23 protein-coding genes are annotated in these 24,944 nt (G+C 63.8%); 14 read left to right on the forward strand and 9 right to left on the reverse strand.

The features are described from left to right. Nucleotides 1–265 precede the first annotated feature (265 nt). The gene (locus ACLHHB_RS12685; protein ID WP_410218644.1) at nt 266–661 is read left to right on the forward strand and encodes a VOC family protein; all 396 of its coding nucleotides are present in this window, start codon (nt 266–268) and stop codon (nt 659–661) included. A gap of 114 nt (nt 662–775) precedes the next feature. Here ACLHHB_RS12685 and ACLHHB_RS12690 read toward each other — a convergent pair whose 3' ends face one another. Next, nucleotides 776–1,279, reverse strand: coding sequence for a ferritin-like domain-containing protein (locus tag ACLHHB_RS12690; RefSeq protein WP_410218645.1), 504 nt, complete (start codon nt 1,277–1,279; stop codon nt 776–778). A 162-nt stretch (nt 1,280–1,441) separates the two neighbouring features. On the opposite strand from ACLHHB_RS12690, the gene ACLHHB_RS12695 reads away from it, so the two are divergent. After that, nucleotides 1,442–3,334 (forward strand): ABC transporter ATP-binding protein, encoded by a 1,893-nt coding sequence (locus ACLHHB_RS12695; RefSeq protein WP_410218646.1) that lies wholly within the window; start codon nt 1,442–1,444, stop codon nt 3,332–3,334. A gap of 66 nt (nt 3,335–3,400) precedes the next feature. Here ACLHHB_RS12695 and ACLHHB_RS12700 read toward each other — a convergent pair whose 3' ends face one another. The 6 genes from ACLHHB_RS12700 to ACLHHB_RS12725 all read right to left on the reverse strand — a co-directional run bounded on the left by ACLHHB_RS12700 (nt 3,401) and on the right by ACLHHB_RS12725 (nt 9,835). Beyond that, the gene (locus ACLHHB_RS12700) at nt 3,401–5,653 is read right to left on the reverse strand and encodes an OmpA family protein (protein ID WP_410218647.1); all 2,253 of its coding nucleotides are present in this window, start codon (nt 5,651–5,653) and stop codon (nt 3,401–3,403) included. Nucleotides 5,654–5,844: 191 nt separating this feature from the next. After that, nucleotides 5,845–6,675, reverse strand: a complete 831-nt coding sequence (locus ACLHHB_RS12705; RefSeq protein WP_410218648.1) for a ferredoxin--NADP reductase — start codon at nt 6,673–6,675, stop codon at nt 5,845–5,847. A 48-nt stretch (nt 6,676–6,723) separates the two neighbouring features. Beyond that, the gene (locus ACLHHB_RS12710; protein ID WP_410218649.1) at nt 6,724–7,116 is read right to left on the reverse strand and encodes a DUF934 domain-containing protein; all 393 of its coding nucleotides are present in this window, start codon (nt 7,114–7,116) and stop codon (nt 6,724–6,726) included. Beyond that, complete coding sequence (locus tag ACLHHB_RS12715; RefSeq protein ID WP_410218650.1) at nt 7,113–7,844, reverse strand: phosphoadenylyl-sulfate reductase; 732 nt, start codon at nt 7,842–7,844, stop codon at nt 7,113–7,115. Before ACLHHB_RS12715 ends, ACLHHB_RS12710 begins: the two co-directional genes overlap by 4 nt. Further along, complete coding sequence (locus tag ACLHHB_RS12720) at nt 7,837–9,495, reverse strand: nitrite/sulfite reductase (RefSeq protein ID WP_410218651.1); 1,659 nt, start codon at nt 9,493–9,495, stop codon at nt 7,837–7,839. The genes ACLHHB_RS12715 and ACLHHB_RS12720 overlap by 8 nt, the downstream gene beginning before the upstream one ends. Continuing rightward, a complete protein-coding gene (locus tag ACLHHB_RS12725; protein WP_410218652.1) occupies nt 9,488–9,835 on the reverse strand; it encodes a DUF2849 domain-containing protein in 348 nt (115 codons plus the stop codon). The genes ACLHHB_RS12720 and ACLHHB_RS12725 overlap by 8 nt, the downstream gene beginning before the upstream one ends. 100 nt (nt 9,836–9,935) lie before the next feature. Between ACLHHB_RS12725 and ACLHHB_RS12730 the strand changes: the two genes are divergently transcribed. Both ACLHHB_RS12730 and ACLHHB_RS12735 read left to right on the forward strand, forming a co-directional pair. Beyond that, a complete protein-coding gene (locus tag ACLHHB_RS12730) occupies nt 9,936–10,451 on the forward strand; it encodes an Lrp/AsnC family transcriptional regulator (RefSeq protein WP_410218653.1) in 516 nt (171 codons plus the stop codon). Nucleotides 10,452–10,478: 27 nt separating this feature from the next. Then, nucleotides 10,479–10,667 carry a hypothetical protein gene (locus ACLHHB_RS12735; RefSeq protein WP_410218654.1) on the forward strand — a complete coding sequence of 63 codons (189 nt, stop codon included), beginning with the start codon at nt 10,479–10,481 and terminating at the stop codon, nt 10,665–10,667. Between the two features lie 154 nt (nt 10,668–10,821). Here the strand turns inward: ACLHHB_RS12735 and ACLHHB_RS12740 are convergent, their stop codons facing one another. After that, nucleotides 10,822–11,280, reverse strand: coding sequence for an Rrf2 family transcriptional regulator (locus ACLHHB_RS12740; protein ID WP_410218655.1), 459 nt, complete (start codon nt 11,278–11,280; stop codon nt 10,822–10,824). 178 nt (nt 11,281–11,458) lie between these two features. On the opposite strand from ACLHHB_RS12740, the gene ACLHHB_RS12745 reads away from it, so the two are divergent. From ACLHHB_RS12745 to ACLHHB_RS12790, 10 genes are all read left to right on the forward strand, one after another. Beyond that, nucleotides 11,459–12,121 (forward strand): alpha/beta hydrolase, encoded by a 663-nt coding sequence (locus ACLHHB_RS12745; RefSeq protein ID WP_410218656.1) that lies wholly within the window; start codon nt 11,459–11,461, stop codon nt 12,119–12,121. Nucleotides 12,122–12,179: 58 nt separating this feature from the next. Next, the gene (locus tag ACLHHB_RS12750) at nt 12,180–13,313 is read left to right on the forward strand and encodes an HD domain-containing protein (RefSeq protein ID WP_410218657.1); all 1,134 of its coding nucleotides are present in this window, start codon (nt 12,180–12,182) and stop codon (nt 13,311–13,313) included. 105 nt (nt 13,314–13,418) lie between these two features. Further along, nucleotides 13,419–13,874 (forward strand): hypothetical protein, encoded by a 456-nt coding sequence (locus tag ACLHHB_RS12755; RefSeq protein WP_410218658.1) that lies wholly within the window; start codon nt 13,419–13,421, stop codon nt 13,872–13,874. A 169-nt stretch (nt 13,875–14,043) separates the two neighbouring features. Continuing rightward, nucleotides 14,044–15,255 carry an NADP-dependent isocitrate dehydrogenase gene (locus ACLHHB_RS12760; RefSeq protein WP_410218659.1) on the forward strand — a complete coding sequence of 404 codons (1,212 nt, stop codon included), beginning with the start codon at nt 14,044–14,046 and terminating at the stop codon, nt 15,253–15,255. Between the two features lie 146 nt (nt 15,256–15,401). Next, nucleotides 15,402–16,070: a phosphoribosylformylglycinamidine synthase subunit PurQ gene (purQ, locus tag ACLHHB_RS12765; RefSeq protein ID WP_410218660.1), complete on the forward strand. Its 669-nt coding sequence runs from the start codon at nt 15,402–15,404 to the stop codon at nt 16,068–16,070. A 119-nt stretch (nt 16,071–16,189) separates the two neighbouring features. Then, the gene (locus tag ACLHHB_RS12770) at nt 16,190–17,926 is read left to right on the forward strand and encodes an ATP-binding protein (RefSeq protein WP_410218665.1); all 1,737 of its coding nucleotides are present in this window, start codon (nt 16,190–16,192) and stop codon (nt 17,924–17,926) included. A 22-nt stretch (nt 17,927–17,948) separates the two neighbouring features. Next, entirely contained in the window at nt 17,949–19,274 is a 1,326-nt protein-coding gene (locus ACLHHB_RS12775; protein WP_410218661.1) for a sigma-54-dependent transcriptional regulator, read from the forward strand. A 495-nt stretch (nt 19,275–19,769) separates the two neighbouring features. Next, nucleotides 19,770–20,957, forward strand: coding sequence for an O-succinylhomoserine sulfhydrylase (gene metZ, locus ACLHHB_RS12780; RefSeq protein ID WP_410218662.1), 1,188 nt, complete (start codon nt 19,770–19,772; stop codon nt 20,955–20,957). Nucleotides 20,958–21,054: 97 nt separating this feature from the next. Further along, nucleotides 21,055–22,017 (forward strand): GTP cyclohydrolase FolE2, encoded by a 963-nt coding sequence (folE2, locus tag ACLHHB_RS12785; protein WP_410218663.1) that lies wholly within the window; start codon nt 21,055–21,057, stop codon nt 22,015–22,017. A 144-nt stretch (nt 22,018–22,161) separates the two neighbouring features. Further along, the gene (locus tag ACLHHB_RS12790) at nt 22,162–24,528 is read left to right on the forward strand and encodes an ATP-dependent helicase (protein ID WP_410218666.1); all 2,367 of its coding nucleotides are present in this window, start codon (nt 22,162–22,164) and stop codon (nt 24,526–24,528) included. Here ACLHHB_RS12790 and ACLHHB_RS12795 read toward each other — a convergent pair. Further along, the coding region (locus ACLHHB_RS12795) for an EcsC family protein (RefSeq protein ID WP_410218664.1) at nt 24,492–24,944 on the reverse strand (453 nt) is incomplete at its 5' end. The two genes, ACLHHB_RS12790 and ACLHHB_RS12795, sit on opposite strands and share 37 nt — an antisense overlap.

Raw genomic sequence — 24,944 nt, forward strand, 5'->3', positions numbered from 1 at the left:
GCGCCGGCGTCGTGTCCAAGATCCTCGAGTGATCGCGGCCCGGACGGCCCCGTGCCGTTCAGCCGCCCCATGCTACAAGAGGCCGCCCCAAGGGGCGGCCTTTTTCATGGCTGCCAGCCTCTCGAAAGGGCGTCATGACAAGCACGGAAAGGGCGCTGGACAAGAAATCCTGCAGCGACACAGGACGCAAGATGCGACCTCAGGATTGCGCCAACTGCCACGTCCCGTGCAAAGGACGCATTGAAATGACAGACAAGGAGGTTTCATGGCCAAGTATATCCATTCGATGATCCGTGTGCTGGACGAGGCGCGCTCGGTGGAGTTCTACCGTAACTGCTTCGGACTGAATGTCGCGGAACGGCTGGATTTCGAAACCTTCACTCTCCTGTACCTGTCCAACAAGGAGAGCGAAACGGAGTTGGAGCTGACGGTCAACAAGGGCCGGACAGAGCCATACGATATCGGAGACGGCTATGGCCATGTGGCCTTTTCCGTTGACGATCTTGATGCTCTGCATGCGCGCTTAGAATTGGAAGGGCTTTCACCGCGAAGGCTGGTCGATTTCGCACCGGCGGGAGAGAAGATCGCGCGCTTCTTCTTCATCAAGGACCCTGACGGGTACGAGATAGAGGTACTTCAGCGCGGGGGGCGCTACAGGTAGCGTCAAGGGTCTCGGCGTGGCAGGCTGTCAGCGTACACGTTGACGACAGGTGTGACGGAACAGGCAAAGGCCCGGCAGTGTTCTTGCCGGGCCTTTCCCATAAGAGGCGGCTTTTCAGCCTTGTTCTGCGGCAGCGGCATTGACGCCGCCCTCGGCGATACGCGTCATGTGGATGTCGCCGTCACGGGTGTGATCAAGGCAGTCCTGCAGAACCGATCCGTCGCCGTCCAGCCCAAGGCGGTTGGCAAAGGTGCGCACGCAGCCATAGCCTGCGATCGCGTAATGCGTCAGGCGCTGGTACTGGGTAATGATGGCCGCATCCCGGGTGTCGTCATCGCCGAAATCCGTTTCCAGCGCATGCTTACGGGCTTCGGTCACCAGACCTTCCATACCCTTGCAGTGTTCGCCAGTCGGGTCTTCACCGTGCTCGTTGCAAAGCGTGGCCAAGGTGTCCATCCCGCGCGAGATGCCCTGATTTCCAGCAATCAGCGCTTCGGCCAGTTCGCGCGACTTGGCCATGCGGCCCATTTCCGTCACGACGGGCATCGACTGCTTGCAAGCCGAATACAGGTCCTTCAGCTGGTCGATGTAAAGATCTTTGAGAGAGTTGATGGTCATGTCTGCGCCTTTCCTTGGGGCTTTCATGGTGCTGCCTGTCAACGTGAAACCCTCCGGTCCGTTCCGCCTCCGCGACAAAGATACGCTTCGGCTTGACTCTGGCCAGGGGGCGGGCGAGCACTCGGCTCTCACGATCCCGTTCCCAAGCAGGAAGGCCGACCCATGTTCGCCTGGTTCGAACGACGCATCGACCCTTATCCCGATCAGGTGCCGTCCATGCCGCCGCGGTCATTGTGGCGCTTTGTTCTGCACTACAGCCGCGGTGCGTTGCCGTGGCTGGTGCTGCTGGCCCTTGGCTCCGGATCGATTGCCGTGATCGAGGTGATGCTGTTCGGCTGGCTGGGCGAATTGATCGACCGTCTGGGCGACACGCCCGCCCAGGTGTTCTGGCAGCAGGAGGGCAGGCGCATCGCGTTCATGGCCGTGACGCTTGTGATCGTCATGCCGCTGCTGAATCTGATCAGCACATTGATCCTGCACCAGTCGCTGATGGGAAACTTTCCCCAGCGCATTCGTTGGCAGGCCCATCGCTATCTTCTGCGCCAGTCCGTGGGATATTTTCAGGACGAATTTGCGGGACGCATTGCGCAGCGCCTGATGCAGACGGCGCTGGCCGTGCGCGAGGTCGCGATGAAGATCATGGATGTGGGCAGCTATGTGCTGATCTATTTCCTGGGGGCGATGATCCTGGCGGCCAGCCAGGACTGGCGGCTGGCGATGCCCTTCCTAGTCTGGGCGATGGCCTATGGCGTCATGCTGTGGCAGATCGTGCCGCGTCTTGGCCGCGTTGCGCAGGCACAGGCCGATGCGCGCAGCGGCATGACCGGGCGGATCGTGGACAGCTACACCAACATCGCGACGGTCAAGCTGTTTTCGCATTCCGATCGTGAGGAACGGTGGATGCGTGACGGCATGGACCGTTTCCTTGTCACGGTTCACCAGCAGATGCGGCTGTCCAGCATCCAGGACATCACGCTGAACCTGATCAACGTCCTGCTGGTCGCCTCGGTGGCGGGGCTGGGTTTGTGGCTTTGGTCGCAGGACCAGATCGCCGTGGGCGCCGTGGCCATCGCGGTGCCATTGGCGATGCGCCTGAACAACATGGCGCACTGGATCATGTGGGAATTTGCCGCCTTGTTCGAAAATATCGGCACGGTCCGTGACGGTATCACCAGCCTTGCCCTGCCACGGGAGGTGCGCGACCACCCGCAGGCCGTACCGCTGCATCCGGGCCCGGCCGAGATCAGGTTCGACAACGTGACCTTTCGCTATGGCGGGATGGAAGGGGCGCAGCCCATGGCCGTGCTCGACGATCTGACCCTGCATCTGCGGCCGGGCGAGCGGGTGGGGCTGGTCGGCCGTTCGGGGGCGGGCAAGTCCACCCTGATCAACCTGTTGCTGCGCTTTCACGACATCGAGGGCGGGCGCATCACCATTGATGGCCAGGATATCTCGGGGGTGACGCAGGACAGTCTGCGGGCTGCCATCGGTGTGGTGACGCAGGACAGTTCCCTGCTGCACCGGTCGGTGCGAGAGAATATCGCCTATGGCCGTCCCGATGCGTCCGAAGACCAGATTGCCGACGCCCTGCAGATGGCCGAGGCCGACGGCTTTGTGCCGGATCTGTCGGACAGCCAAGGCCGCCGCGGTCTCGATGCCCATGTGGGCGAGCGTGGAGTTAAGCTGTCAGGTGGCCAGCGCCAGCGCATTGCCATCGCGCGGGTCGCTTTGAAGGACGCACCGATCCTTGTGCTGGACGAGGCGACCAGCGCCCTCGACAGCGAGGTCGAGGCGGCGATCCAGTCGCGGCTGGAGGTGCTGATGCGGGGCAAGACAGTCATCGCCATCGCGCACCGCTTGTCCACCATCGCGGCGATGGACAGGCTGGTCGTGATGGATCGTGGCCGTATCGTGGAGCAGGGTACTCATGACCAGCTGTTGTCGCGCGGCGGGCTTTATGCCCGGCTGTGGCGGCGGCAATCAGGCGGCTTTCTGGCTGCGGATGCCCCCGACGCCGGGATGCCCGACGAAGGACGTCACGTGGCCGCGCACTAAGCTCGCGGTGCCGTGAAACCGAAAAAGGCCCCGGCATTGCCGGGGCCTCTCGCATTTCAGGCAGCTTTACTGCGCCAGCAGGTCTGTGATGCGGCGGACCGAGGCGCGGCGGTTTTCGCGGATGTCGCCTTCGGACCGCACGCGCAGGAAGCGTTCGCCATAGCCTTGCGTGACCATGTTTTCCGGCGGGACGTCGAAATACTCGGTCAGGGCAAGGGCGACCGACTCCGCACGGCGATCAGACAAAGCCAGATTGTAGGCGTCGGCACCCACGGTGTCGGTGTGGCCTTCGATCATGAAGATCTCTTGCGGATTCCGGGCGATGGCGTCCTGGATGACCCGGCCCAGGGACTGCAGCCCCTGCGCCTGATCCGGACGGATCGCCGCGGATCCGGTGTCAAAGGTGATCGCATCGATATTGACCGGTGCCACAAGGGCGCGGACTTCCGGAATGTTGCGGATCTGGGACAGGGTGAAGCGGCGATCCACATCAGCCTCGCGCTGCAGGGCTGCGCGCAGGGCGTCTTCGTCCAGCGCAGTGGTGGAGGACTGGACCGGCGCGGGTTCGGGCAGTTGCGCCAGATCGACGGGCTGCACGTCCACCGATTCGTCGATGAGGCGTGTCGTGGTGCCGTCTGCAGAAACAAGCGTGCGCCGCAGGACCTGCAGGTTGGCGTCACGGATCGTCACGACCCGGCTGCCGTCCTGACGCGTCACGATGGTGCGCGACGAGCCATCGTCGAAGTTCTCGGTGGTCACGGTCGAGCCGGGCTGGCGCAGCAGCGCGACCTCGTCCTTGATGATCTCCTGGCTTCCGTCCGGACGGGTGACCACCACGCGGTCCGGCGTGCTGAGCGCCACCTGACGGTTGTTGTTGAGGTAGGAGCCGACGGCCACGGCGCCCAGACCCAGCAACAGGGCGCGGCTCAGGTTGTTGTTGTCGCTACCACCGGTGTTCTCCTGTGCCTGCTGCGTTTGTCCGGTTGCACCGGCCAGGGCATCACGAAGATTGGTGGCAAAGTCCTCTGACGAGGAGCGTGTGTTCTCTTCGGTGATCTGTTGTTCCGTCACCTCGCCGGAACCTTCCTCGGCCTCCAGCGCGGCGGCATTGGCGGGCGTAGCCGCCTCTGCGGCCTCGCGGGAGGCTTCGGTTTCCTGCGTATCTTCCTCGGCCGCACGCTGGACGATCTCGCCCGAACGGGTCACGCGGTTCATCTGTGCCTCGACCGGCGCCAGACGCAATTCACCCGCGCCGTTCGGTTCGACCACCACGCCACGCGGCGTCATGGCGCGACCGCCATCGGCGCAAGGGAAGCTGCCACCCGACAGGCAGGTCAGTGATTCCGCCGTCAAGCCTCCGGAAACCTCCTCGTTCAGCACATTGGCCAGACCCGGCATCTCACCCGCACGCGTCTGCTGGGTGTCGCCGCGTGCCAAGCTTACCGAACCATTGGAAGAGGCTTGGGCAGTGGCGTCGGTCTGAGCCTGTGCTTCCACGGCGTCCGGGGCGTTTTGCTCCATGGCGCCGCCCAAGGCTTCTTCCAGACTTTGCAGCTCTTGTTCGGGTTCAGCCTGACCTGCGCCGGCCGTAGGGGCCTGTGTGTCAGCCTGCGCTTGCGGAGCGGCGGAAGCGTCTGGTGTCGCGGCGACATCATCGGCCGCAGGTTCAGCCGACGCAGCCTCCGGCTCTGCTTTACTTTGCGCGGCGAGAGGAGCTTCCACGGCGGCCCCATCCTGTCCGGCCTCCGGCGCCTTCGCAGGGGTTGCGGTCTCTGGTGCTGCCTCCTCGGATGCTGCCTCCACCTCTGTTTCGGTCTCCACCTCAGCCTGTGGTGCTGCCTCCGCCTCGGCTTCGGGTGCCGTCTCGCCGTTTGCGGCAGCGGGCTCATCAACAGGGTCGGCACCGCCTTCTTCGGTTGCAGCCGAAGCGTCCTCGGCTTCGGTCGCGGGATCGGCTTCGACCGCCTCGGCATCGTCGGGGGCCGCGTCGCCAGCGGCATTGCCGTCGCCTTCGCTCTCGCTTTCGGAGGCGGCCTCCTCGGCGGCCAACGCGGCTTCGAGGTCGCTGACGGCTGCTTCTGCGTCAGGGTCTTCCTGCGCCGGTTGTGCGTCCGCTTCTGGCGTTTCAGTCTGGGTGTCTGTCTGGGGTTGCAGCAGGGGGTCGGCAGCAGGGGTTTCGGCCTGCGCCAGCAGCAGTGGCCGAGGGGACAGGTCTCCACCCCATCGGGCGGGAAGCGTCGGCTGTGCGGTGGCCAGTTGCGGGGCCAACAGCGACAAACAGGCCGCCAGCGCAGTCGTGTTGTGGATGATCCGGCGCATGGGACACTCCTTTATGCGTGATCGTCTGATCTTCTTGGCAAAATAACAGGAGTGGAACCCGGCGGTTCCCCAAAAGGGCGTGACCGCTTCGTGATCTGGGCATCAAGGTTAATTGGCAGGGGGCTGCCATGAGAAAGGGGGCAGAAACCTGCCCCCTTTCATCCCGTTAATCGATACGCAGAACGAGCGGATCAGACGCCCTCGCCCACGAACGCTTTCTCGACAACAAACTCACGAGGTTCGGAATTTGCCCCTTCGTGCAGGCCCATGCCTTCCAACACGGCTTTCACATCCACGTTGAAGGCCAAGCTGCCGCAGATCATCGCACGGTCGGTTTCAGGGGAAATCGGGGGCAGGTTCAGATCGGTCAGCACCTTACCCGAAGACAGGTTATCGGTGATCCGACCCATGAAGGGCGACGGCTCTCGCGTGGTGGTGGGGTAATACATCAGCCGCTTGGCGAAATCCTCGCCGTAGATCTCACCCAGAAGGGGGTCGTGGCGCAGGTTGTCGACCAGTTCGGCGCCATAGACCAGTTCCTCGGCGGTCCGGCAGGTATGCATCATGATGACCTGTTCGAAACGCTCATAGGTTTCGGGGTCGCGCATCAGGCTGGCAAAGGGCGCGAGGCCGGTGCCGGTGGCCAGGAACCACAGCCGCTTGCCGGGCAGCAGCGCGTCGAGGACCAGCGTGCCCACAGGCTTGGGGCGCAGGATGATCTCGTCACCCGGCTTGATGTGCTGCAGGCGCGAAGTCAGCGGGCCGTCCTGGACCTTGATCGAATAGAATTCCAGTTCATCGTCCCAGTTGGGAGAGGCGATGGAATAAGCGCGCAGGATCGGCTTGCCGTTGTCGCCCGGCAGGCCGATCATCACGAATTCGCCCGAGCGGAAGCGCAGCGAGGCTGGCCGCGTCACGCGGAACGAGAACAGGCTGTCGCTCCAGTGCTTGACCGCGGTCACGGTCTGGGCGTCGGGAAGAGTCTTCTTGGCGGCCTCGGTCACGGGCATGTCCAGCGTCATGGGAATAATCCTCGGTCTTCTAGTCGATAGGGCGGGCAGGCGAAAGGGTCAGCCCACAAGCTGCGCCCGATGGTCCCAGTCCTTCCAGTCGGCGCGGGCGCGCCACTGATCTTCGGGCTGGCGCGCCGCGATGTCGGCGGCGACCTGAACCTCGTCAAAGCCCACGCGGCGGGCCATGGCGTATTGGTCCGCGATCAGGCGGCCGGTGGCGCGCAGGCGGCCCTTGTAGCCCAGTTCCCGCAACCGGCGGGCCAGCGAAAAGCCGCGCCCGTCGCTGAAGGACGGAAAGTCGATGGCGACCAGCGGCAGGTCCATGTGCTCCTGCAGGGTGGCCAGGGCGGTGTCGGGCGCCAGCGTAATCGAGGGTTCGTCGGTGACGGGATGAAAGCCGTCGTCGCGGGCCAGGACGGGCTGTGTGGCGATCTGGGGGTCGGTGCTCATGCCGAAACCTTTCCGCGGACCATACGCCCGCCGATGAAGTGGATGCCGCATTCGGACTTGTCCTGCCCGCGCCAGCGGCCCGAGCGGGGATCCTCGCCCGGTGCGACCGGCGAGGTGCAGGGCGCGCAGCCGATCGAGGGGTATCCCTGCGCCACCAGCGGATGCCGGGGCAGGTTGTTCTCGATCATGTAGTCCTGCACGTCCTCGGGGCGCCAATGGGCCAAGGGGTTCACGCGCAGGCGCGCGGGCGGCTCGGGCTCGAAAAACTCCAGCGCGGCGCGCTGGCCGTTCTGGAATCGCTTGCGGCCGGTGATCCAGGCGTCATAGCCCGACAGCACGCGCTCCAGCGGCACCGTCTTGCGAAAATCGCAGCAAGCGTCGGGGTTCGCCTTGTGCAGCTTGCCGTCCGGATCGTGGGCCGCGACCTCGTCCTCGCTGGCCGTGATGACCTGGACATTGGTCAGGCCCAGCCTGACGGAGACCTCGCGCTGATAGGCCATCGTTTCCGGAAACAGCATCTGCGTGTCGATGAACAGCACCGGCAGGCCGGCCGCCACCTTGCTGACCATGTGCAGCAGCACGACGGATTCCGCGCCAAAGGACGACACCAGCGCCACCTGGCCCAGATCGGGGTCGCTGACCGCCCGACGCAGCACCTCGATGGCTGCATGGTGGCGATAGCGGTCGTTCAACCGCTCCGCGCGCGTGTCGAGGTTGCCGTCAAGCATGGGCAGGGGCCGGATAGAGCGCGGCCTTGAAAGGCGCGGGGCCAAGGCGGCGGTAGGCATCGATGAAGCGTTCGGACGCGTCCTCGCGGACTTCCAGATAGGCGCGCAGCAAGCGGTCGATGGCGGGAACGACCTCTTCGGCCGGAAAGCCCGCACCTGCACGCTCGCCAATGGCCGGGATGTCATAGGCATCGCCGCCCAGCGTGATCTGGTAATTCTCGACGCCCGCACGGTCCAGGCCCAGAATGCCGATATGGCCCAGGTGGTGATGACCGCAGGCATTGATGCAGCCCGAGATGCGGATGTTCAGGTTGCCGATCTCCTCCTCCAGCCCGACCGCGCGGAAGTGGTCGGCGATTTCCTCGGCAATGGGGATCGAGCGGGCGGTGGCCAAGGCGCAATAGTCCATGCCGGGGCAGGCGATGATGTCGCTGGTCAGACCGGCATTGGCGGTGGCGAGATTGGCCTCGCGCAAGGCGGCATAGAGCGCGGGCAAATCGGATTTGTGGACATGCGGCAGGGCCACGTTCTGGTCGTGCATGATCCGCAGGTCGTGATGGCCGTAACGCTCGGCCAGATCGGCCAGCAGGCGCATCTGTTCCGCACTGGCATCGCCCGGTGTCTGGCCTGGTGCCTTCAGCGTCACGATGACACTGGCATAGCCGTCGATGCGGTGGGAATGCAGGTTCGTGTCCGTCCAGCTGCGGAAGGGGGCATTCGCGGCACGCTCGGCCTCATAGCCATCCACGGGTGCATTGCGGAACGAGGGCGCGCGGAAGCGGTCCTTGAACACCGACAGGGCATCCCGGTCCGCTCCGTGGAAGTCGCGGCGGCGTGCCTTGAACTCTTCCTCGATCTCGGCGCGCATGGTGTCCAGACCGCGCTCCATCACGGTGATCTTGATGCGTGCCTTGTACTTGTTGTCGCGGCGGCCCGACAGGTTGTAGGTCGCGATGATCGCCTCGACATAGGGCAGCAGGTCTTCCTCGGGCAGGAAGTCGCGGACCACCTGGCCCAGCAGGGGCGTGCGACCCAGGCCGCCGCCGATCCAGACCTCGAAACCGGTCTTGCCGTCACGCTCGACCAGGCGCAGGCCGATGTCATGGGCGGCGATGACGGCACGATCCTTCTTGCCGCTGGAAATGGCGATCTTGAACTTGCGCGGCAGGAACTGGAACTCGGCATGGTCGGTGGACCAGCTGCGCAGCAGTTCGGCATAGGGGCGAGGGTCCGCAACCTCGTCAAAGGCCGCGCCTGCAAAGGCGTCGGTGGTCACGTTGCGGATCGTGTTGCCGCTGGTCTGGATGGCATGCATGCCGACTTCGGCCAGCGCATCAAGCATGTCCGGAATGTCCACCAGCTTGGGCCAGTTGTACTGGATGTTCTGACGCGTGGTGAAATGGCCATAGCCCTTGTCCCATTTCTGGGCCAGCAGGGCCAGCGTGCGCATCTGGTCGGGGCTGATCGTGCCGTAAGGGATTGCCACCCGCAGCATGTAGGCGTGCAACTGCAGATAAACACCGTTCATCAGGCGCAGGGGGCGGAATTCTTCTTCCGTCAGGCTGCCGTCCAGGCGTCGTTCGACCTGGGCGCGGAACTGGGCCGCACGGTGGCGTACGTAATCGGTCTCGACAGGGCGGACATCAAACATGAGCGGTTTCCGTCTTGGGGGTTTCGGCTTGCCGATCGACCTGGATGCCGTGGAAATAGTTCGAGGGTCCGCGCTGGCGGAAGGCTTCGCGGAAATGCGTGGGCTCGGGGCCATCGGGGCCGCGTCTTGCCTCGACCAGATAAGGGCCGACGACCAGATCCGCCTGGCCGATGGCCTGCAGCAGCGCCAGTTCGGCAATCGCCTCGTCCTCGAAAACGGTGGCCTGCCGGGGGTCGGCCGTCCAGCCGTCGCCGCACATCCAGACGTTATGGCCTTCACGCAGATCGTTGGCGGTGATGACACCCGGTCTGGCGGCGGTCGGGGTAAAGGCTTTGCTCATGTCTGCGGACCTCGTTCTTGATACACTCAATATAGAATTTCGTTCTGGATTCTGACGAGTGGTCAGGCGAAATAAGGATAATCTGAGCAAGGAGCAAGTGATGCAGGAACCCGTTCCCGCCGATATGGCGACAGGACAAACATCTGTCCGGCTGGACGAGGTGGATCGCAAAATCCTGTCCTTGCTGCAACAGGACGCCAGCCTGTCGCTGGACCAGATCGCCGAACGGGTGGGCGCGTCCAAGACGCCTGTCTGGAACCGCATCCGCAAGCTGCGCGAGGCCGGGGTGATCCGCCGCCAGGTCGCGATCCTGGATCCGGACGCGTTGGGGCTCGAGGCCTGTTTCTTTGTGCTGATCCGCACCAGCGAACATGACAAGGACTGGGCCGCCCGCTTTCTGAAGGCGCTGCGCGAGCGGCCCGAGGTGGTCGAGGCGCACCGGCTGGCAGGCGACATCGACTACATCCTCAAGGTGCAGGTGCGGAATGCGCGCGCCTATGACCGCTTCTACCAGTCGCTGATCGGGGAGGTGAAGATCCACAACGTCACCGCACTTCTGTCGATGGAGGAGATCAAGGCCACCAGTGCGCTTCCCATCCCCGACGCCGCGCGCTAGCACCCGTTTCCGGCAAGGGAGGTGCCCATGGCAACCTGTGGGATCTGGCACAGGTCGACCTGCTCGCGCTCGCGCCATGCCTTGGCCGAGTTGCGGGGCAAGGTGACGGCGCGCGATGACGGGCAGGACCCGCCGTTCCGGGCCGAGGTCGCCCAAGCCCTGCCGCATCTGGGGATCGACGCGAGGGCTGCTGCGCCGCAACGGAAAACCCCATGACGCGCTGAAGCTTGCAAACCCGGCGCTGGAGGGCGCGTTGATTTCCGCGATGGCTGGCCACCCCCTGCCAATCGAGCGGCCGGTCTATCGGTCCCGGCGGCGCGCCGTCCCGCAAAACCGAGTCCGCGATCTGCTGGCGGACGCCTGACGATCCTTATTCGTCAACGACGCTGAGGATCTTGGGCAGGGCGGGACAGGGCAGAAGCTGGTTGCGCGCCACGTCGGCCAGGGTGTGGTTGTGCAGGAAGACATAAACATGCGCCGACAGGCTTTCCCACAACCGGTTCGACAGCGTCTGCGCCCGCGAGCCGGAGATCCCGCCCGAAGCGCCCGCGCCGATATGCATGGCGCTGACCGTCTCGTCCACGGCTTCCAGAATCTCGGCCACGCGGATGGTTTCGGGCGTCCGTGCCAGACGATAACCTCCCCCCGGACCGCGCACCGAGCTCACCAGCCCCGCGCGCCTCAGCCGCACGAACAGCTGTTCCAGATAGGGCAGGGAGATGTCCTGCCGTTTCGAGATTTCGGCCAGCGAGGTCAGGTCATCCCCCTTGGCGATGGCGAGATCCACCAGTGCGATGATCGCATAGCGGCCCTTTGTGGACAATTTCATGGCCCGTCCTCCCCGATCCGCATCGCAGACCCTTGCCTTGCATTGACGGGCGGCGTCATCGCGCGTTATGCCCGGCCAGCATGTTTCTTGCCAAGCTGGCGCCGGCTGCCCAGATATTCCGTCTAGAAGCCACGCGCGCACGCGTCAAGAAACCCGACAAGCCCTGTGAAGGACAACCATGCCAGAGCTGATTTTCCCCGGCCCCGAAGGCCGCCTCGAAGGCCGCTATCATCCCCAGCCCGGCAAGCCCGACGCCCCCATCGCCATCGTGCTGCATCCGCATCCGCAATATGGCGGGACGATGAACAACCGGGTCGTCTATAACCTGCATTACGCGTTCCACAAGATGGGCTTCACGGTGATGCGTTTCAACTTCCGGGGCGTGGGTCGCAGCCAGGGAGAGTTCGACCAGGGCATCGGCGAATTGTCGGATGCCGCATCCGCGCTGGATTACCTGCAGGCGATGAACCCGAATTCCAAGCATTGCTGGGTCGCGGGCTTCAGCTTTGGCGCCTGGATCGGGATGCAGCTTCTGATGCGGCGCCCCGAAATCACCGGCTTCATCAGCGTGGCGCCCCCGGCGAACATGTATGACTTCAGCTTTCTGGCACCGTGTCCTTCTTCGGGTCTGATCGTGAACGGCACGGCCGACCGCGTGGCGCCGCCCAAGGACACGAACACGCTGGTTTCGAAGCTGCGCGAGCAGAAGGGCATCACGATCACGCATGAAGAGATCGAGGGCGCGGATCACTTCTTCCGCGACGACGAGGCGCATATGAAGCCGATGATCAACCTGGTGCAAACCTATGTCCGCCGGCGCCTGACCGAGAGCACGCGCTGAACGAAACGCTCCGGGGTGCGTGGCGCGCGCCCCGGACCCAGTATGATGCGGCCCTCCCATGAAAACCCTTTCCGAAATAGACAGGCGGATCGCGTTTCTTTGCGAAGCGGACCGGTTGAAGTCCGTCACCCGTTCCAACGTGCTGATGGATCTGTCGCGCCCCGAGAACAGCGCCGAGCACAGCTGGCATGTGGCCCTGTACGCCATGGTCTTCGGAGCCAGCGACCGGGCCATCGCGATGCTTCTGCTGCATGATCTGGTCGAGATCGACACCGGCGATCAGCCGATCCACCTGAACCATAATGCGGCCGCCTTGGCATTGGCCGAGGCCGAGGCCGCGCGCCGCATCTTTGGCCTGATACCCGACGGTCCCGCGATGGCTGCCCTTTGGACCGAGTTCGAGGCGTCGGCGACACCGGATGCGGTCATGGCCAAGCGCATGGATCATGTTCAGCCGCTGTTCCAGGTCCTGCAGGCAAGGGAGCCGCTGCCCGATCATGTGGTGATCGTGCAGGACAATCTGGCGCGCGGGCGTGCTGCGCGCCTGACAGCGGAATGGCCCGAGGCCGTGGGGGCCGCCAGAACCCTGCTGGCGGGCGGTGCGATGCCGCAGGACGATCTGGGTCGTCGGCTGGCCTTTCTGGCCGAGGCGGATGGGCTCAAGACAGTGCAGCGCGCAAACACGCTGATTGACGGATCGCGGCGCGAAAACAGTGCCGAGCACAGCTGGCACCTGGCCCTTTATGCGCTGGCACTGGGCAACTGCGCAGGGGCGGATGTGTCTCTGGGGCGTGTCATCCGGATGCTGCTGATCCATGATCTGGTCGAAATCGATGTGGGGGACGTTCCGCTGCATTCGGCGGCGGGGCAGGCGCATGGATCGGCCGCCGTGCAGGAGGCCGAAGCAGCCGCGGCACGCCGGATCTTTGGCCTGCTGCCCACGGCGCAGGCCTCGGAGCTGCTGGCCTTGTGGACAGAGTTCGAGGCAGCCGAAACGGCGGATGCGATCTTTGCCAAGGCGCTGGACCGGTGCCAGCCGGCCATACAGAACCTTTGTTCCGGTGGCGCCGGATGGCGTGAGTACCAAGTGACATTCGACCATGTCGTGACCCGGGTGGGGGTCAAGGTCGAGCGCGGAGCCCCCGCTCTGTGGGCTTGGCTGGAGGAGCGCCTGCGATCACATTTCGCATGAGGACGGGGGCCAATCCCTGTCGGTACGGGTCCTCGGGGGAACAACCCTGCGGCTGACGTGTTGTCCCGGCATATGTGAATCACGCGAAACCCCAGGAGGTTCGACATGACCTACAAGGCCCTTACATCGCCGATCGCCCTTACCGCCGCTGCCGTTCTGTCGCTGAGCTCTGCCGCATTCGGCCAGACCATGGTCGGCGGTCAGGAAGTGAACCAGGGCTCGCTGCCTTCGGTGACCGAGCATTGCGCCATGCTGGCAGGACAAGCACCGACAAGTGCGACTGAGACACATGCCAACTCCGGCAATGTGGACGCCGAGGACAATGTGCCGGAAGAGCAGGCGATGGACATGTCGGCGACTGAGGAGGTCGACGGCAACTCGGGCAACATCGAGGCCGAGGACAATCTGCCCGAGGGCGAGCTGGCCGATGTCGCAGCCACTCCGGCGCCGACGGACCCCCAGCCGCAGACGGGCAATGCCGATGCCGATGACAATGTGGGTCTGGTCAATCTGCAGGCCATTACCTTGGCCGACTGTCAAGAAGCCGGGCTGGCCAGCTAATTCTTTCTCGGGAACAGAACTTCAGGCTCCGGGTATTGTCCCGGAGCCTTTGTCTTTATGTCGCGCCGATATTCGAAATTCGGCATGCCATTGCATACAAACTTTGCATCCGGTGCGATTGACGCTATAGCGTCCGGCGAAGCCAATCCAACGCCTGAGGGGGTGTCACATGTCAAAGATCAAGGTCGCCAATCCCGTCGTCGAGCTCGACGGCGACGAGATGACGCGCATCATCTGGGATTTCATCAAGCAGAAACTGATCCTGCCCTATCTGGATGTGGATCTGAAGTATTACGATCTGGGGATCGAGGAGCGTGATCGCACCGACGACCAGATCACCGTGGACGCGGCCGAGGCCATCAAGCAGTACGGCGTGGGCGTCAAATGCGCCACCATCACTCCGGACGAGGCGCGGGTCGAGGAATTCGGCCTGAAGAAGATGTGGCGCAGCCCGAACGGCACGATCCGGAACATCCTGGGCGGCGTGATCTTCCGCGAGCCGATCATTGCAAAGAACGTCCCGCGGCTGGTTCCGGGCTGGACGCAGCCGATCATCGTCGGCCGCCATGCGTTCGGCGACCAGTATCGCGCCACCGACTTCCGTTTCCCCGGCAAGGGCAAGCTGACGATCAAGTTCGTCGGCGACGACGGCGAGACGATCGAGCACGAGGTCTTCAACGCCCCGTCCTCGGGCGTGACCATGGCGATGTACAACCTAGACGACTCGATCCGCGACTTTGCGCGCGCGTCGATGAACTATGGCCTGTCGCGCGGCTACCCGGTCTATCTGTCGACCAAGAACACCATCCTCAAGGCCTATGACGGCCGCTTCAAGGACATCTTCCAGGAAGTTTACGAGGCCGAGTTCGAGGACCAGTTCAAGAAGGCCGGCATCCATTACGAGCACCGCCTGATCGATGACATGGTCGCCTCGGCGATGAAATGGTCGGGCGGCTATGTCTGGGCCTGCAAGAACTATGACGGCGACGTGCAGTCGGACACTGTTGCGCAGGGCTTTGGCTCGCTGGGCCTGATGACCTCTGTCCTGATGACGCCGGACGGGAAGATCGTGGAATCGGAAGCCGCCCACGGTACCGTGACGCGCCATTACCGCGAGCACCAGAAGGGCAACGCGACCTCGACCAACTCGATCGCGTCGATCTTTGCTTGGACAGGGGGCCTCAAGCACCGTGCCAAGCTGGACGACAACGCGGCCCTGCTGAACTTTGCCCAGACCTTGGAACAGGTCACCGTGCAGGCGGTCGAGGATGGCCACATGACCAAGGATCTGGCGCTGCTGGTCGGTCCGGACCAGAAGTGGCTGACCACGATGGGCTACCTGGAGAAGGTGGACGAGTACCTGAACAAGGCGCTGAACTGAGCCGCTTCTTGCGGCACCAGAGGGCCGGGCATCTGCCCGGCCCTTTTTCTTGAAAGGCCCTTTGCGGCGGCTGCGGCAGCGCCCCCCCTTTCTTTGGGGCCGAACCTGCGCTATGTGCCATGCCATCCCCAGCCAGGAGCATCGCGATGAAAGCCGCCGTCGTTACCTTCCCCGGATCGAATTGCGATCGTGACCTGGCGGTTGCGCTGGAACAGGCCGGGGCCCGGGTGACCCGGGTCTGGCACAAGGACCAGTCCCTGCCCGAAGGATTGGATCTCGTGGCCGTTCCGGGAGGGTTTTCCTTTGGGGACTACCTGCGCTGTGGCGCCATTGCGGCCCAGTCGCCCATTTCGGCTGCGCTCAAGGCGCATGCGGCGCGGGGCGGCTATGTCCTAGGCATCTGCAACGGGTTTCAGGTCCTGACCGAACTGGGCCTGCTGCCCGGCGCCCTGATGCGCAACACGGGGCTGACATTCCTGTGCAAGCCCGCCGCACTGCGGGTCGCGACATCCGACAGTGCCTTCACCACGGGCTACAAGGCTGGGCAAATGATCAGCGTTCCGGTGGCCCATCATGACGGGAACTACCAGATCGAGGACGAGGGATTGGCTCGCCTGAAGGATCAGGACCGCATCGCCTTTACTTATGGACCGGGGATCAATGGCTCGGTCGGCGACATCGCGGGTGTGCTTTCGGAAAACCGCCGGGTTCTGGGCATGATGCCTCATCCCGAACGCGCGACTGATCCGGCAACGGGCGGAACGGATGGCGCGGCCCTGTTCCGAGGGCTTGTCGATGCCCTCGCGCATGCCTGACTTGAGCCGGGACGGCGTTCGCTCTAGATTGCGATGGGCAAATCCAGTGGGCGGACCCGTGATTGGACGGTGACGAGGATATCGAGGGCAGGGCGGATCGGCGGCGCGTCAGGGGGACGCTGCTGTTCAATCCGTGGTGGCTGCGCGCCACTGTTGTCCTGATCTTTCTGACGGCTCTTGGAACGATCTGGACCACGAACGCCTGGTTGACGGACCGCTTTTCGGAAAACACGCGGGTGCGGGCCGAACTGCGGTTGGCACTGTACACGGGCAACCTGTTGTCCGAACTGCAGCGCAATTCGGTCGTGCCGCTGCTGCTGGCCCGCGATCCTGCCTTGATCAACGCGTTGAACGGGAACGACTTCTCGACCACTTCCGCGCGTCTGATGACTGCGCAGAAAGAGATCGGAGCAGCCTGGATCCGGCTTCTGGATGCGTCGGGACGGGTCGTGGGCTCGACCGACCGTTACCAGCTTGGCACCAACAGCGTCGCCACCCCCGCCTTTGTCGAGGCCTTGCGGTCGCGCGACACGGTCTTCACCGTGGCAGAGGCGCCTTCCGGCGCCCACGAGTTTTCCTATTCACGGGCCATCCTGTCAGAAGGCCGGACCCTTGGCGTCATTGTCGTCGGCGCCGACCTGACCCGGCTCGAGCGGTCCTGGGCCGGGATTTCCGACGCGGTGGCCGTCACGGACAGCGAAGGGCAGATCATTCTGTCGACCGAGCCGCTGTGGCGCGGATTGACGGTGACCGAAGCCCTGAGTGTCAGATCCGCTCCTTCGGCAATCCAGCGTGCCTTCCAAGTGACCGCCGATTGGACCTCGTCCCCGGCCGATGCTTATGTGCAGGGCCGCGCGGTGATGCAGTCCGAGGCGCGGGTTCCGTTCCGGGGCTGGCGGATGATCAGTTTTACCGCCTACAGCAGCGTGCGCGAGCGGGTGAACGCCATCCTGGCATTGCAGATCATGGGCTTCGCGATCCTGCTTGCGGGGGCTTTCTGGCTGCTGTCGCGGCGGGCCCGGATGCAGTCGCAGGCCTATATGCGCGAATCAGCCGACCTGCGCGCGTTGAACGCCCGCCTGACGCGCGAGATCGCCGAGCGGGAGCGCGTGCAGAAGGAACTGCGCGTGGCCGAGCAGACGATGCAGCAATCCTCCAAGCTGGCCGCCTTGGGCGAGATGTCGGCCGGTGTCAGCCACGAGTTGAACCAGCCTCTGGCTGCGATGAAAACCTATCTGGCCGGGGCGCGCCTGCTGCTGCAGCGGGCCCGCCCCGAAGAGGCGCTGTCCAGCTTTCAGCGCATTGATGACCTGATCGATCGCATGGGCGCCATCACCCGACAGCTGAAATCCTATGCCCGAAAAGGCGGCGAGGCTGTCGAGCCGGTCGATCTGCGTGCCGCTGTCAGCAGCGCCCTGACCATGATGGAGCCACAACTGCGCTCTCGTACCATTCGCATCATCCGTTCGGTCCCGCGGGACCGGGTGATGGTCTTGGCGGACCGGATCCGGTTGGAGCAGGTGCTGATCAACCTGCTGCGCAATGCGGTCGATGCCGTCCGTGAGCGCCGCGAGGCGGCGATCGAAATCACCGTCGAGACCGGGGCTCACGCCTATGTGTCCGTTCGCGATAACGGACCGGGTGTTTCGGACCTGGAAAAGCTGTTTGAACCCTTCTGGACGACCAAGAAGCCTGGTGAGGGCACCGGGCTGGGGCTGGCGATCTCGTCCACGATCGTGGCCGATTTCGGTGGCCGCCTGACGGCGCATAACGAACTCGAGGGCGGCGCCGTCTTCCGGGTCGAATTGCCCCTGCATCGCCCCGGCCAGCCGCGCCAGTCGATGGCCGCCGAATGAAGAATGACGAGAGGATCAGAAAATGTCCCGCAAGCTGAAGATCGCGATTGTGGATGACGAACCGGACATGCGGGAATCGATCAGCCAGTGGCTGGTCCTGTCCGGCTTCGAGACCGAGGCCTTTGCCAGCGCGGAAGAAGCGCTGAAGGTCATCGGTCCTGATTGGCCCGGCGTGGTGGTCAGCGACATCCGGATGCCCGGCATGGATGGCATGGCCTTCCTCAAGCGGCTGATGGGTCTGGATTCGGGTCTGCCGGTCATCATGATCACCGGTCATGGCGATGTGCCCATGGCGGTCGAGGCGATGCGGATCGGGGCCATGGACTTCATGGAAAAGCCCTTCAACCCGGACCGCATGACCCAGTTGGCCAAGAAGGCCACGCAGATGCGGCGCATGACGCTGGACAACCGCGCGCTGCGCCGGGACCTGTCGGAAGGTCAGCAGGTCATGTCCAAGCTGATCGGCGCCAGCCCCGTGATGGAGCGTTTGCGCGAGGATATCCTCGATCTGGGTCAGGCCGACGGGCATGTCCTGATCGACGGTGAAACAGGTACCGGCAAGACGCTGGTCGCCCATGCGCTGCATGCGGTCGGACCGCGGGCGTCGAAGAAGTTCGTGCCGGTGTCCTGCGCCGCATACAACGACGAGACGCTGGCCGCCCGCCTTTTCGGCCCCCTGGAGGATGGTCTGCCCGCCGTCGAGGAGGCGAGGGGCGGCACGCTCTGCCTCGAGGATATCGAGGCCCTGTCCGAGCCCCTGCAGGCGCGGTTGCTGGCCTTCATCAGCGAACAGGGTACCCCTGCCGAGACCCGGATCATCGCCATCTCGAATGCGCGTGGCGAAGGGCGCAGGGCCGAGGATTCGTTGCGCCCCGACCTGTTCTATCGCCTGTCCGCGCTGAAGATCACGCTGCCGCCGCTGCGTGCGCGGGGCGAGGATATCCTGTCGCTGTTCGCCCGCATGACCGAGCAGTTTTCCGAGGAATACGGTTGCGAACCTCCGCAGGTCAGCGCGCAGGAGGCGGCGCAGCTGCTGCAGGCGCCATGGCCGGGAAACATCCGCCAGCTGATCAACGTGTCGGAACGGGCGGTGCTGCAGAACCGGCGGGGATCGGGCTCGATCGCCTCGCTGCTGATGGCCGATGGCGAGGACAACCAGCAGGCCACCACGACCGAAGGCAAGCCGCTGAAGGAATATGTCGAAAGCTTCGAGAAGATGCTGATCGACAACACCATGCGCCGCCACAAGGGCAGCATCGCCAGCGTCATGGAGGAACTGTGCCTGCCGCGCCGCACCTTGAACGAGAAGATGGCGAAGTACGGGCTGCAGCGCGGCGACTATCTGTAAGGGCAACGGCGCAGGGCCATTCGGGTCCTGCGCCATGAAAAACCGGGGACAGCTCGCGCTGTCCCCAGCATATGACTGTTCTGCAGAAAACGATTTAAAATTCTAACTGGTAAAAACTTGTCGCAGAACCTGAACTTGCAGAAAGACTGACCCGCAAGACGCGGAAAACTGGTAACATGAACTGAACGAAGCTTTCTGCTGCGCCCGCATTTTTTGACCGCCAGTGGCTGGACCCGCTGACACTGTTGACCGACTGCCTTTGCCGCACGAGGTTTCGGAAGCTGCTGCAGCCGTATCTCTGTTCTATCCAGTCGCCTTTCGTTTTTCAATTGTACAAAACGACAGGTCAGGTTGCTACTACCTTGAGAGTTCAAGATTAAATGCAATCTTGCGCTATATGTCAGTAACCCGACACAACGGCGCTGTCGGACGCCTGACCCTTGCGAAAGCACGCGCTGGGGATTACCCCGCAGGAAGCATCGAAAGGCAGTCAGCATGAGCGTTTCGTCCGACAAGAAGTTTCACCCCCGCACGCAGGCCGTGCATCACGGCAGCCGTCGCAGCCAGTACGGCGAAATGGCCGAAGCGATCTTTCTGACTCAGGGCTTTGTTTATGACAGCGCTCAGCAGGCGGAAGCGCGCTTTCAGGGCACCGGCCCCGACGAGTTCATCTATGCCCGCTATGGCAACCCGACCAGCCGCATGTTCGAGGACCGGATTGCCGCGCTGGAGGGGACCGAAGACGCCTTTGCCACGGCCAGCGGCATGGCTGCAGTCAACGGTGCGATGTTCGCGATGTGCAAGCCGGGTGACCATGTCGTCGCCGCCCGCGCCCTTTTCGGTTCCTGCCTCTACGTGCTGGACCTGTTGGCGCGATTCGGGGTCGAGGTGACCTATGTCGACGGTACCGATCTTGACCAATGGGCCGCCGCCGTCCGGCCCGGCACGCGCGCTGTCTTTTTCGAAAGCGTTTCGAACCCGACGCTGGAGGTGATCGACTTGAAGGCCGTGGCCGATCTGGCCCATGCGGCCGGTGCGACGGTTGTGGTGGACAACGTCTTCGCCACGCCGGTCTTTTCCAAGGCCGTCGAGCAGGGGGCCGACGTGGTCGTTTATTCGGCAACCAAGCATATCGACGGCGGCGGTCGCGCGCTGGCCGGTGTCATCTGCGGCACGCGGCACTTCGTGCGAGAGGTGGCCGAGCCTTATCTGAAGCACACGGGCGGCGCGATCAGCCCGTTCCATGCGTGGATCATGCTGAACGGGTTGCAGACGATGGACCTGCGCGTGCGGGCACAGGCCGATGCGGCCGCGTCCATTGCCGCGGCGCTGCATGGCCATCCCGCGCTCGACCGCGTGATCTATCCGGGCCTTTCTGATCATCCGCAGCACGATCTGGCCATGCGGCAGATGGGTTCTGGCGGCACGATGATCGCCTTTGACGTGAAGGGCGGAAAGGAGCCGGCCTTCAGTCTGCTGGACAGGTTGGAGATCATCAAGATCTCGAACAACCTGGGCGATGCCAAGTCGATCGTGACCCATCCTGCAACCACCACCCACCAGCGCCTGTCGGATGCCGACAAGGCCCATCTGGGGATCACGCCGGGCCTGCTGCGGCTGTCGGTCGGCCTGGAGGATGCGGGCGATCTGACCGCCGATCTGCTAACCGCGCTGGCGGACTGAGGCCTCACGGGTCGCAACCCGCACACAAGGGGACGCATCCCGGGCTGACATTCGCATCAGGGCCAGCTATATCAGCGGCGTCCGAGCCGGAGCGACCATGACCGAAATTCGTCCCCTGACCCCTGCCTATCCCGCGCTGATCCGCAAGTACGATGCAGATTTCCGCGTTGACGAGGCTTACAAGGATGGCTTGCCGGACCTGCAGAACGGACCGGCCAGCCTGATCGTGGGCGCCCGCGCCCCGATCCAGCATGTCGGCATCTCGAACTTTCGCCTTCCGATCCGCTATCTGACCCGCGACGGCGGCCAGATCACGCTGGAAACCAGCGTGACCGGGACCGTCAGCCTTGAGGCGGACCGCAAGGGCATCAACATGTCCCGCATCATGCGGTCCTTTTACGGGCATTCAGAACATGAGTTCAGCCTGTCCGTGATGGAAGCGGCGCTGGAGGATTACAAATCCCACCTGGATGCATTGGATGCGAGGATCCAGATGCGCTTCAGCTATCCGATGAAGGTCGACTCGCTGCGGTCGGGACTGTCGGGCTGGCAATATTACGATATTGCGCAAGAGGTGATCGAACGGCAGGGCAGCCGGCTGCGGGTGATGCACGTGGATTACGTTTATTCCTCGACTTGCCCCTGTTCTCTGGAACTGTCCGAACATGCGCGGGAAACGCGCGGCCGTCTTGCCACGCCGCATTCGCAACGCTCGGTCGCGCGGATCTCGATGGTGATGGAAGGGCCGGAACGCTTGTGGTTCGAGGATGTGATCGAGCTGTGCCGCCGCGCCGTTCCGACCGAAACGCAGGTGATGGTCAAGCGCGAGGACGAACAAGCCTTTGCCGAACTGAACGCCGCCAACCCGATCTTTGTGGAGGATGCGGTGCGTGCCTTTGCCGCGCAACTGCAGGCGGACCCGCGGATCGGCGATTTCCGGGTCGTGGCCAGCCATCAGGAGTCGCTGCATTCGCATGACGCGGTCAGCCTGCTGACCAGCGGGCCGACCTTTGCGCAAAGCTCTCTCGATCCGGCGACATTTGCGGCGCTGCGCGCCTGACCATCCTGTCAGCCAAGGACGAGGGCTCATGCCTTCCAACTGCCGTTGGTCTGAAACAAAAGCGCAGGGTTTGTTTTTCAGACTTTAGAACCAAACGTGAACGTGCGCTTTCCTTGCGCATGACGAACGCTTATGTTGGGACGCATGGAGCATTTTGACGATTCCGACGATCGGGCCGCTGTGCCCTTGTCGCAAAGAGCCGTGGCCGCGCGGCCTGCACCTTACCTTGACGGGCTGAACGCGGCACAGCGCGCGGCTGTCGAGACGCTGGACGGCCCGGTGCTGATGCTGGCCGGCGCGGGAACCGGCAAGACGCGGGCTCTGACGACGCGCATCGCGCATCTGCTGATGCTGGGCAAGGCGCGGCCGGGGCAGTTGCTGGCAGTGACCTTCACCAACAAGGCTGCGCGCGAGATGAAGGACCGGATCGCCCGGCTGTTGGGCGACGCGGTGGAAGGGATGCCTTGGCTGGGCACCTTCCATTCGATCAGCGTCAAGATCCTGCGGCGGCATGCGGAACTGATCGGTCGCGATGGTCTGCATCTCAAACCCAGCTTCACGATCCTGGACACGGACGACCAGATCCGCCTGCTCAAGCAGCTGATCGCGGCCGAAAACATTGACGAAAAGCGCTGGCCCGCCCGCCAGCTGGCCCATCTGATCGACGGCTGGAAAAACCGCTGCCTGACGCCCGCAAACCTGCCACGCGGCGAAGGCGAGGCCTTCGACAGTTATGGCGGCAAGCTTTATGCGGCCTATCAGGACCGGTTGCTGACGCTGAACGCGGTCGATTTCGGTGACCTGCTGATGCATTGCGTCACCCTGTTTCAGGCGCATCCGGATGTGCTGCGGCAATGGCAGGAGCGGTTCCGTTATATCCTGGTGGACGAATACCAGGATACGAACGTCGCCCAGTACATGTGGCTGCGGCTTCTGGCACAGGCGCATCGGAACATCTGTTGCGTGGGTGACGACGACCAGTCCATCTATGGCTGGCGTGGCGCCGAGGTGGGCAACATCCTGCGCTTTGAAAAGGATTTTCCGGGCGCCGAGGTGATCCGGCTGGAGCAGAACTATCGGTCGACCCCGCAGATACTGGGTGCGGCGTCCCGGCTGATCGCCGCAAATCGCGGGCGGCTGGGCAAGACGCTGTGGACCGATGCCGAAGAGGGCGAAAAGGTGCGCCTGATCGGTCATTGGGACAGCGAGGCCGAGGCGCGCTGGATCGGAGAGGAGATCGAGGCGTTCCAAGGCGGACACCGTGCAAGCATCGGCCGTGTCAGCCTGAATGACATCGCCATTCTGGTTCGTGCCTCGCATCAGATGCGGGCATTCGAGGACCGTTTCATGACCATCGGGTTGCCTTATCGCGTGATCGGCGGCCCGCGCTTTTACGAGCGTCAGGAAATCCGTGACGCGATGGCCTATTTCCGCTTGGTTGTGTCACCCGAAGATGATTTGGCCTTCGAGCGGATCGTGAACACGCCGAAGCGCGGTTTGGGAGACAAGGCGCTGCAGACGATCCAGGTGGCGGCACGGCAGAATGGCGTGAGCCTGCTGGAAGGGGCCAAGATCGTCGTCGACGAAGGGCACCTGGGCGGCAAGGGCGCGGCCAACCTGCGCGCCTTCGTGTCGCTGATCGGGCGCAGCCATGGCGACGTGCTCGCGGGCAGCGGCCATATCGCCCTGGCTGAACGCCTGCTGGACGAATCCGGCTATACGGCCATGTGGCAGAACGACAAGTCGCCCGATGCGCCGGGGCGGCTGGACAACCTCAAGGAACTTGTGAAGGCTTTGGAGGAATTCGAGAACCTTCAGGGTTTTCTGGAGCATGTGGCGCTGGTCATGGATCGCGACGACGGTGATCAGGCCGAACAGGTCAGCATCATGACCCTGCACGGCGCCAAGGGGCTGGAATTTCCGGTCGTGTTTCTGCCGGGATGGGAGGACGGCCTGTTTCCCAACCAGCGCGCGATGGATGAAAACGGCACCAAGGGCCTCGAGGAGGAGCGCCGCCTGGCCTATGTCGGCATCACCCGGGCCGAACGTCTGGCAACCATCAGCTTTGCCGGCAACCGGCGACTCTATGGGCAATGGCAAAGTGCCCTGCCGTCACGATTTGTCGACGAACTGCCCGAAGAGCATGTGGAGGTGCTGACGCCGCCAGGACTTTACGGCGGCGGATACGGGGCGGCGATGGCCTCGGCCGGAACGACCCGCATGGACGAGCGGGTGGCCAAGGCCGACGTGTACAACTCGCCCGGCTGGAAGCGCATGCAGGAACGCGCAAGCGAGCGGCGGGGGCCGGTGCACCGCGCGCCCATCACGATCAATGCGGCGCCCGCGGCACGCTTCACCGTGGGTGACCGCGTGACTCATGCCAAGTTCGGCGAAGGTCAGATCATGGGCATTGCCGAGGACACGTTGACCGTCCAGTTCGAAGGCGGCTTCAAGAACATCAAGGCCGCCTATGTTCAGCCCGCGGATGGCGGGGATGACGTGCCTTTCTGATCGCGCCGCAGCCGCGCGGCCAATCCCCGGGGGGAACGGCGGGCGCGGCTGAGGGCCGCGGCATATTCCGCGTCGATGTCCATGTCGGGATGTTCTTCGGCCAGGCGCAGCAGGCGGAAGTGGACTTGCGCCACGCGTTCGTAATAATCGACAAAGGCATAGTTGATGGCCGCCCCCGTGGCTGCACCCAGCACCGGAACCGCCTGCGCGCCCAGCTTGGTCGTCAGCCGTGCCGCATAAGCACCCGCGAAACGGGAAATCAGCCCGGAAACCGTCTGCCCATTCGTCAGGAGCCGGTTGGCCAGAAAGGATTTGGCGGCTGCATCACCGTCCTCGCCGGGTTCCCCGAACTGAAAGACAGCCAGGCATTCCAGGCGCACGTTCGGGTCGGTGGTGTCGAAGCCGTGCTGTCGGGC

Source organism: Paracoccus sp. (in: a-proteobacteria), assembly GCF_046462195.1.
Classification (GTDB): domain Bacteria; phylum Pseudomonadota; class Alphaproteobacteria; order Rhodobacterales; family Rhodobacteraceae; genus Paracoccus.

Bases quoted from the DNA above. Each gene is read 5' to 3' on its own strand.
- ACLHHB_RS12760 (WP_410218659.1), top strand. From the start codon at position 14,044: ATGTCAAAGATCAAGGTCGCCAATCCCGTCGTCGAGCTCGACGGCGAC.
- ACLHHB_RS12690 (WP_410218645.1), bottom strand. From the start codon at position 1,279: ATGACCATCAACTCTCTCAAAGATCTTTACATCGACCAGCTGAAGGAC.
- ACLHHB_RS12740 (WP_410218655.1), bottom strand. From the start codon at position 11,280: ATGAAATTGTCCACAAAGGGCCGCTATGCGATCATCGCACTGGTGGAT.
- ACLHHB_RS12715 (WP_410218650.1), bottom strand. From the start codon at position 7,844: ATGCTTGACGGCAACCTCGACACGCGCGCGGAGCGGTTGAACGACCGC.
- ACLHHB_RS12745 (WP_410218656.1), top strand. From the start codon at position 11,459: ATGCCAGAGCTGATTTTCCCCGGCCCCGAAGGCCGCCTCGAAGGCCGC.
- ACLHHB_RS12750 (WP_410218657.1), top strand. From the start codon at position 12,180: ATGAAAACCCTTTCCGAAATAGACAGGCGGATCGCGTTTCTTTGCGAA.
- ACLHHB_RS12725 (WP_410218652.1), bottom strand. From the start codon at position 9,835: ATGAGCAAAGCCTTTACCCCGACCGCCGCCAGACCGGGTGTCATCACC.
- ACLHHB_RS12695 (WP_410218646.1), top strand. From the start codon at position 1,442: ATGTTCGCCTGGTTCGAACGACGCATCGACCCTTATCCCGATCAGGTG.
- purQ (WP_410218660.1), top strand. From the start codon at position 15,402: ATGAAAGCCGCCGTCGTTACCTTCCCCGGATCGAATTGCGATCGTGAC.
- ACLHHB_RS12700 (WP_410218647.1), bottom strand. From the start codon at position 5,653: ATGCGCCGGATCATCCACAACACGACTGCGCTGGCGGCCTGTTTGTCG.
- ACLHHB_RS12775 (WP_410218661.1), top strand. From the start codon at position 17,949: ATGTCCCGCAAGCTGAAGATCGCGATTGTGGATGACGAACCGGACATG.
- ACLHHB_RS12685 (WP_410218644.1), top strand. From the start codon at position 266: ATGGCCAAGTATATCCATTCGATGATCCGTGTGCTGGACGAGGCGCGC.
- ACLHHB_RS12790 (WP_410218666.1), top strand. From the start codon at position 22,162: ATGGAGCATTTTGACGATTCCGACGATCGGGCCGCTGTGCCCTTGTCG.
- ACLHHB_RS12730 (WP_410218653.1), top strand. From the start codon at position 9,936: ATGCAGGAACCCGTTCCCGCCGATATGGCGACAGGACAAACATCTGTC.
- ACLHHB_RS12710 (WP_410218649.1), bottom strand. From the start codon at position 7,116: ATGAGCACCGACCCCCAGATCGCCACACAGCCCGTCCTGGCCCGCGAC.
- ACLHHB_RS12705 (WP_410218648.1), bottom strand. From the start codon at position 6,675: ATGACGCTGGACATGCCCGTGACCGAGGCCGCCAAGAAGACTCTTCCC.
- ACLHHB_RS12720 (WP_410218651.1), bottom strand. From the start codon at position 9,495: ATGTTTGATGTCCGCCCTGTCGAGACCGATTACGTACGCCACCGTGCG.
- ACLHHB_RS12735 (WP_410218654.1), top strand. From the start codon at position 10,479: ATGGCAACCTGTGGGATCTGGCACAGGTCGACCTGCTCGCGCTCGCGC.
- folE2 (WP_410218663.1), top strand. From the start codon at position 21,055: ATGACCGAAATTCGTCCCCTGACCCCTGCCTATCCCGCGCTGATCCGC.
- metZ (WP_410218662.1), top strand. From the start codon at position 19,770: ATGAGCGTTTCGTCCGACAAGAAGTTTCACCCCCGCACGCAGGCCGTG.
- ACLHHB_RS12755 (WP_410218658.1), top strand. From the start codon at position 13,419: ATGACCTACAAGGCCCTTACATCGCCGATCGCCCTTACCGCCGCTGCC.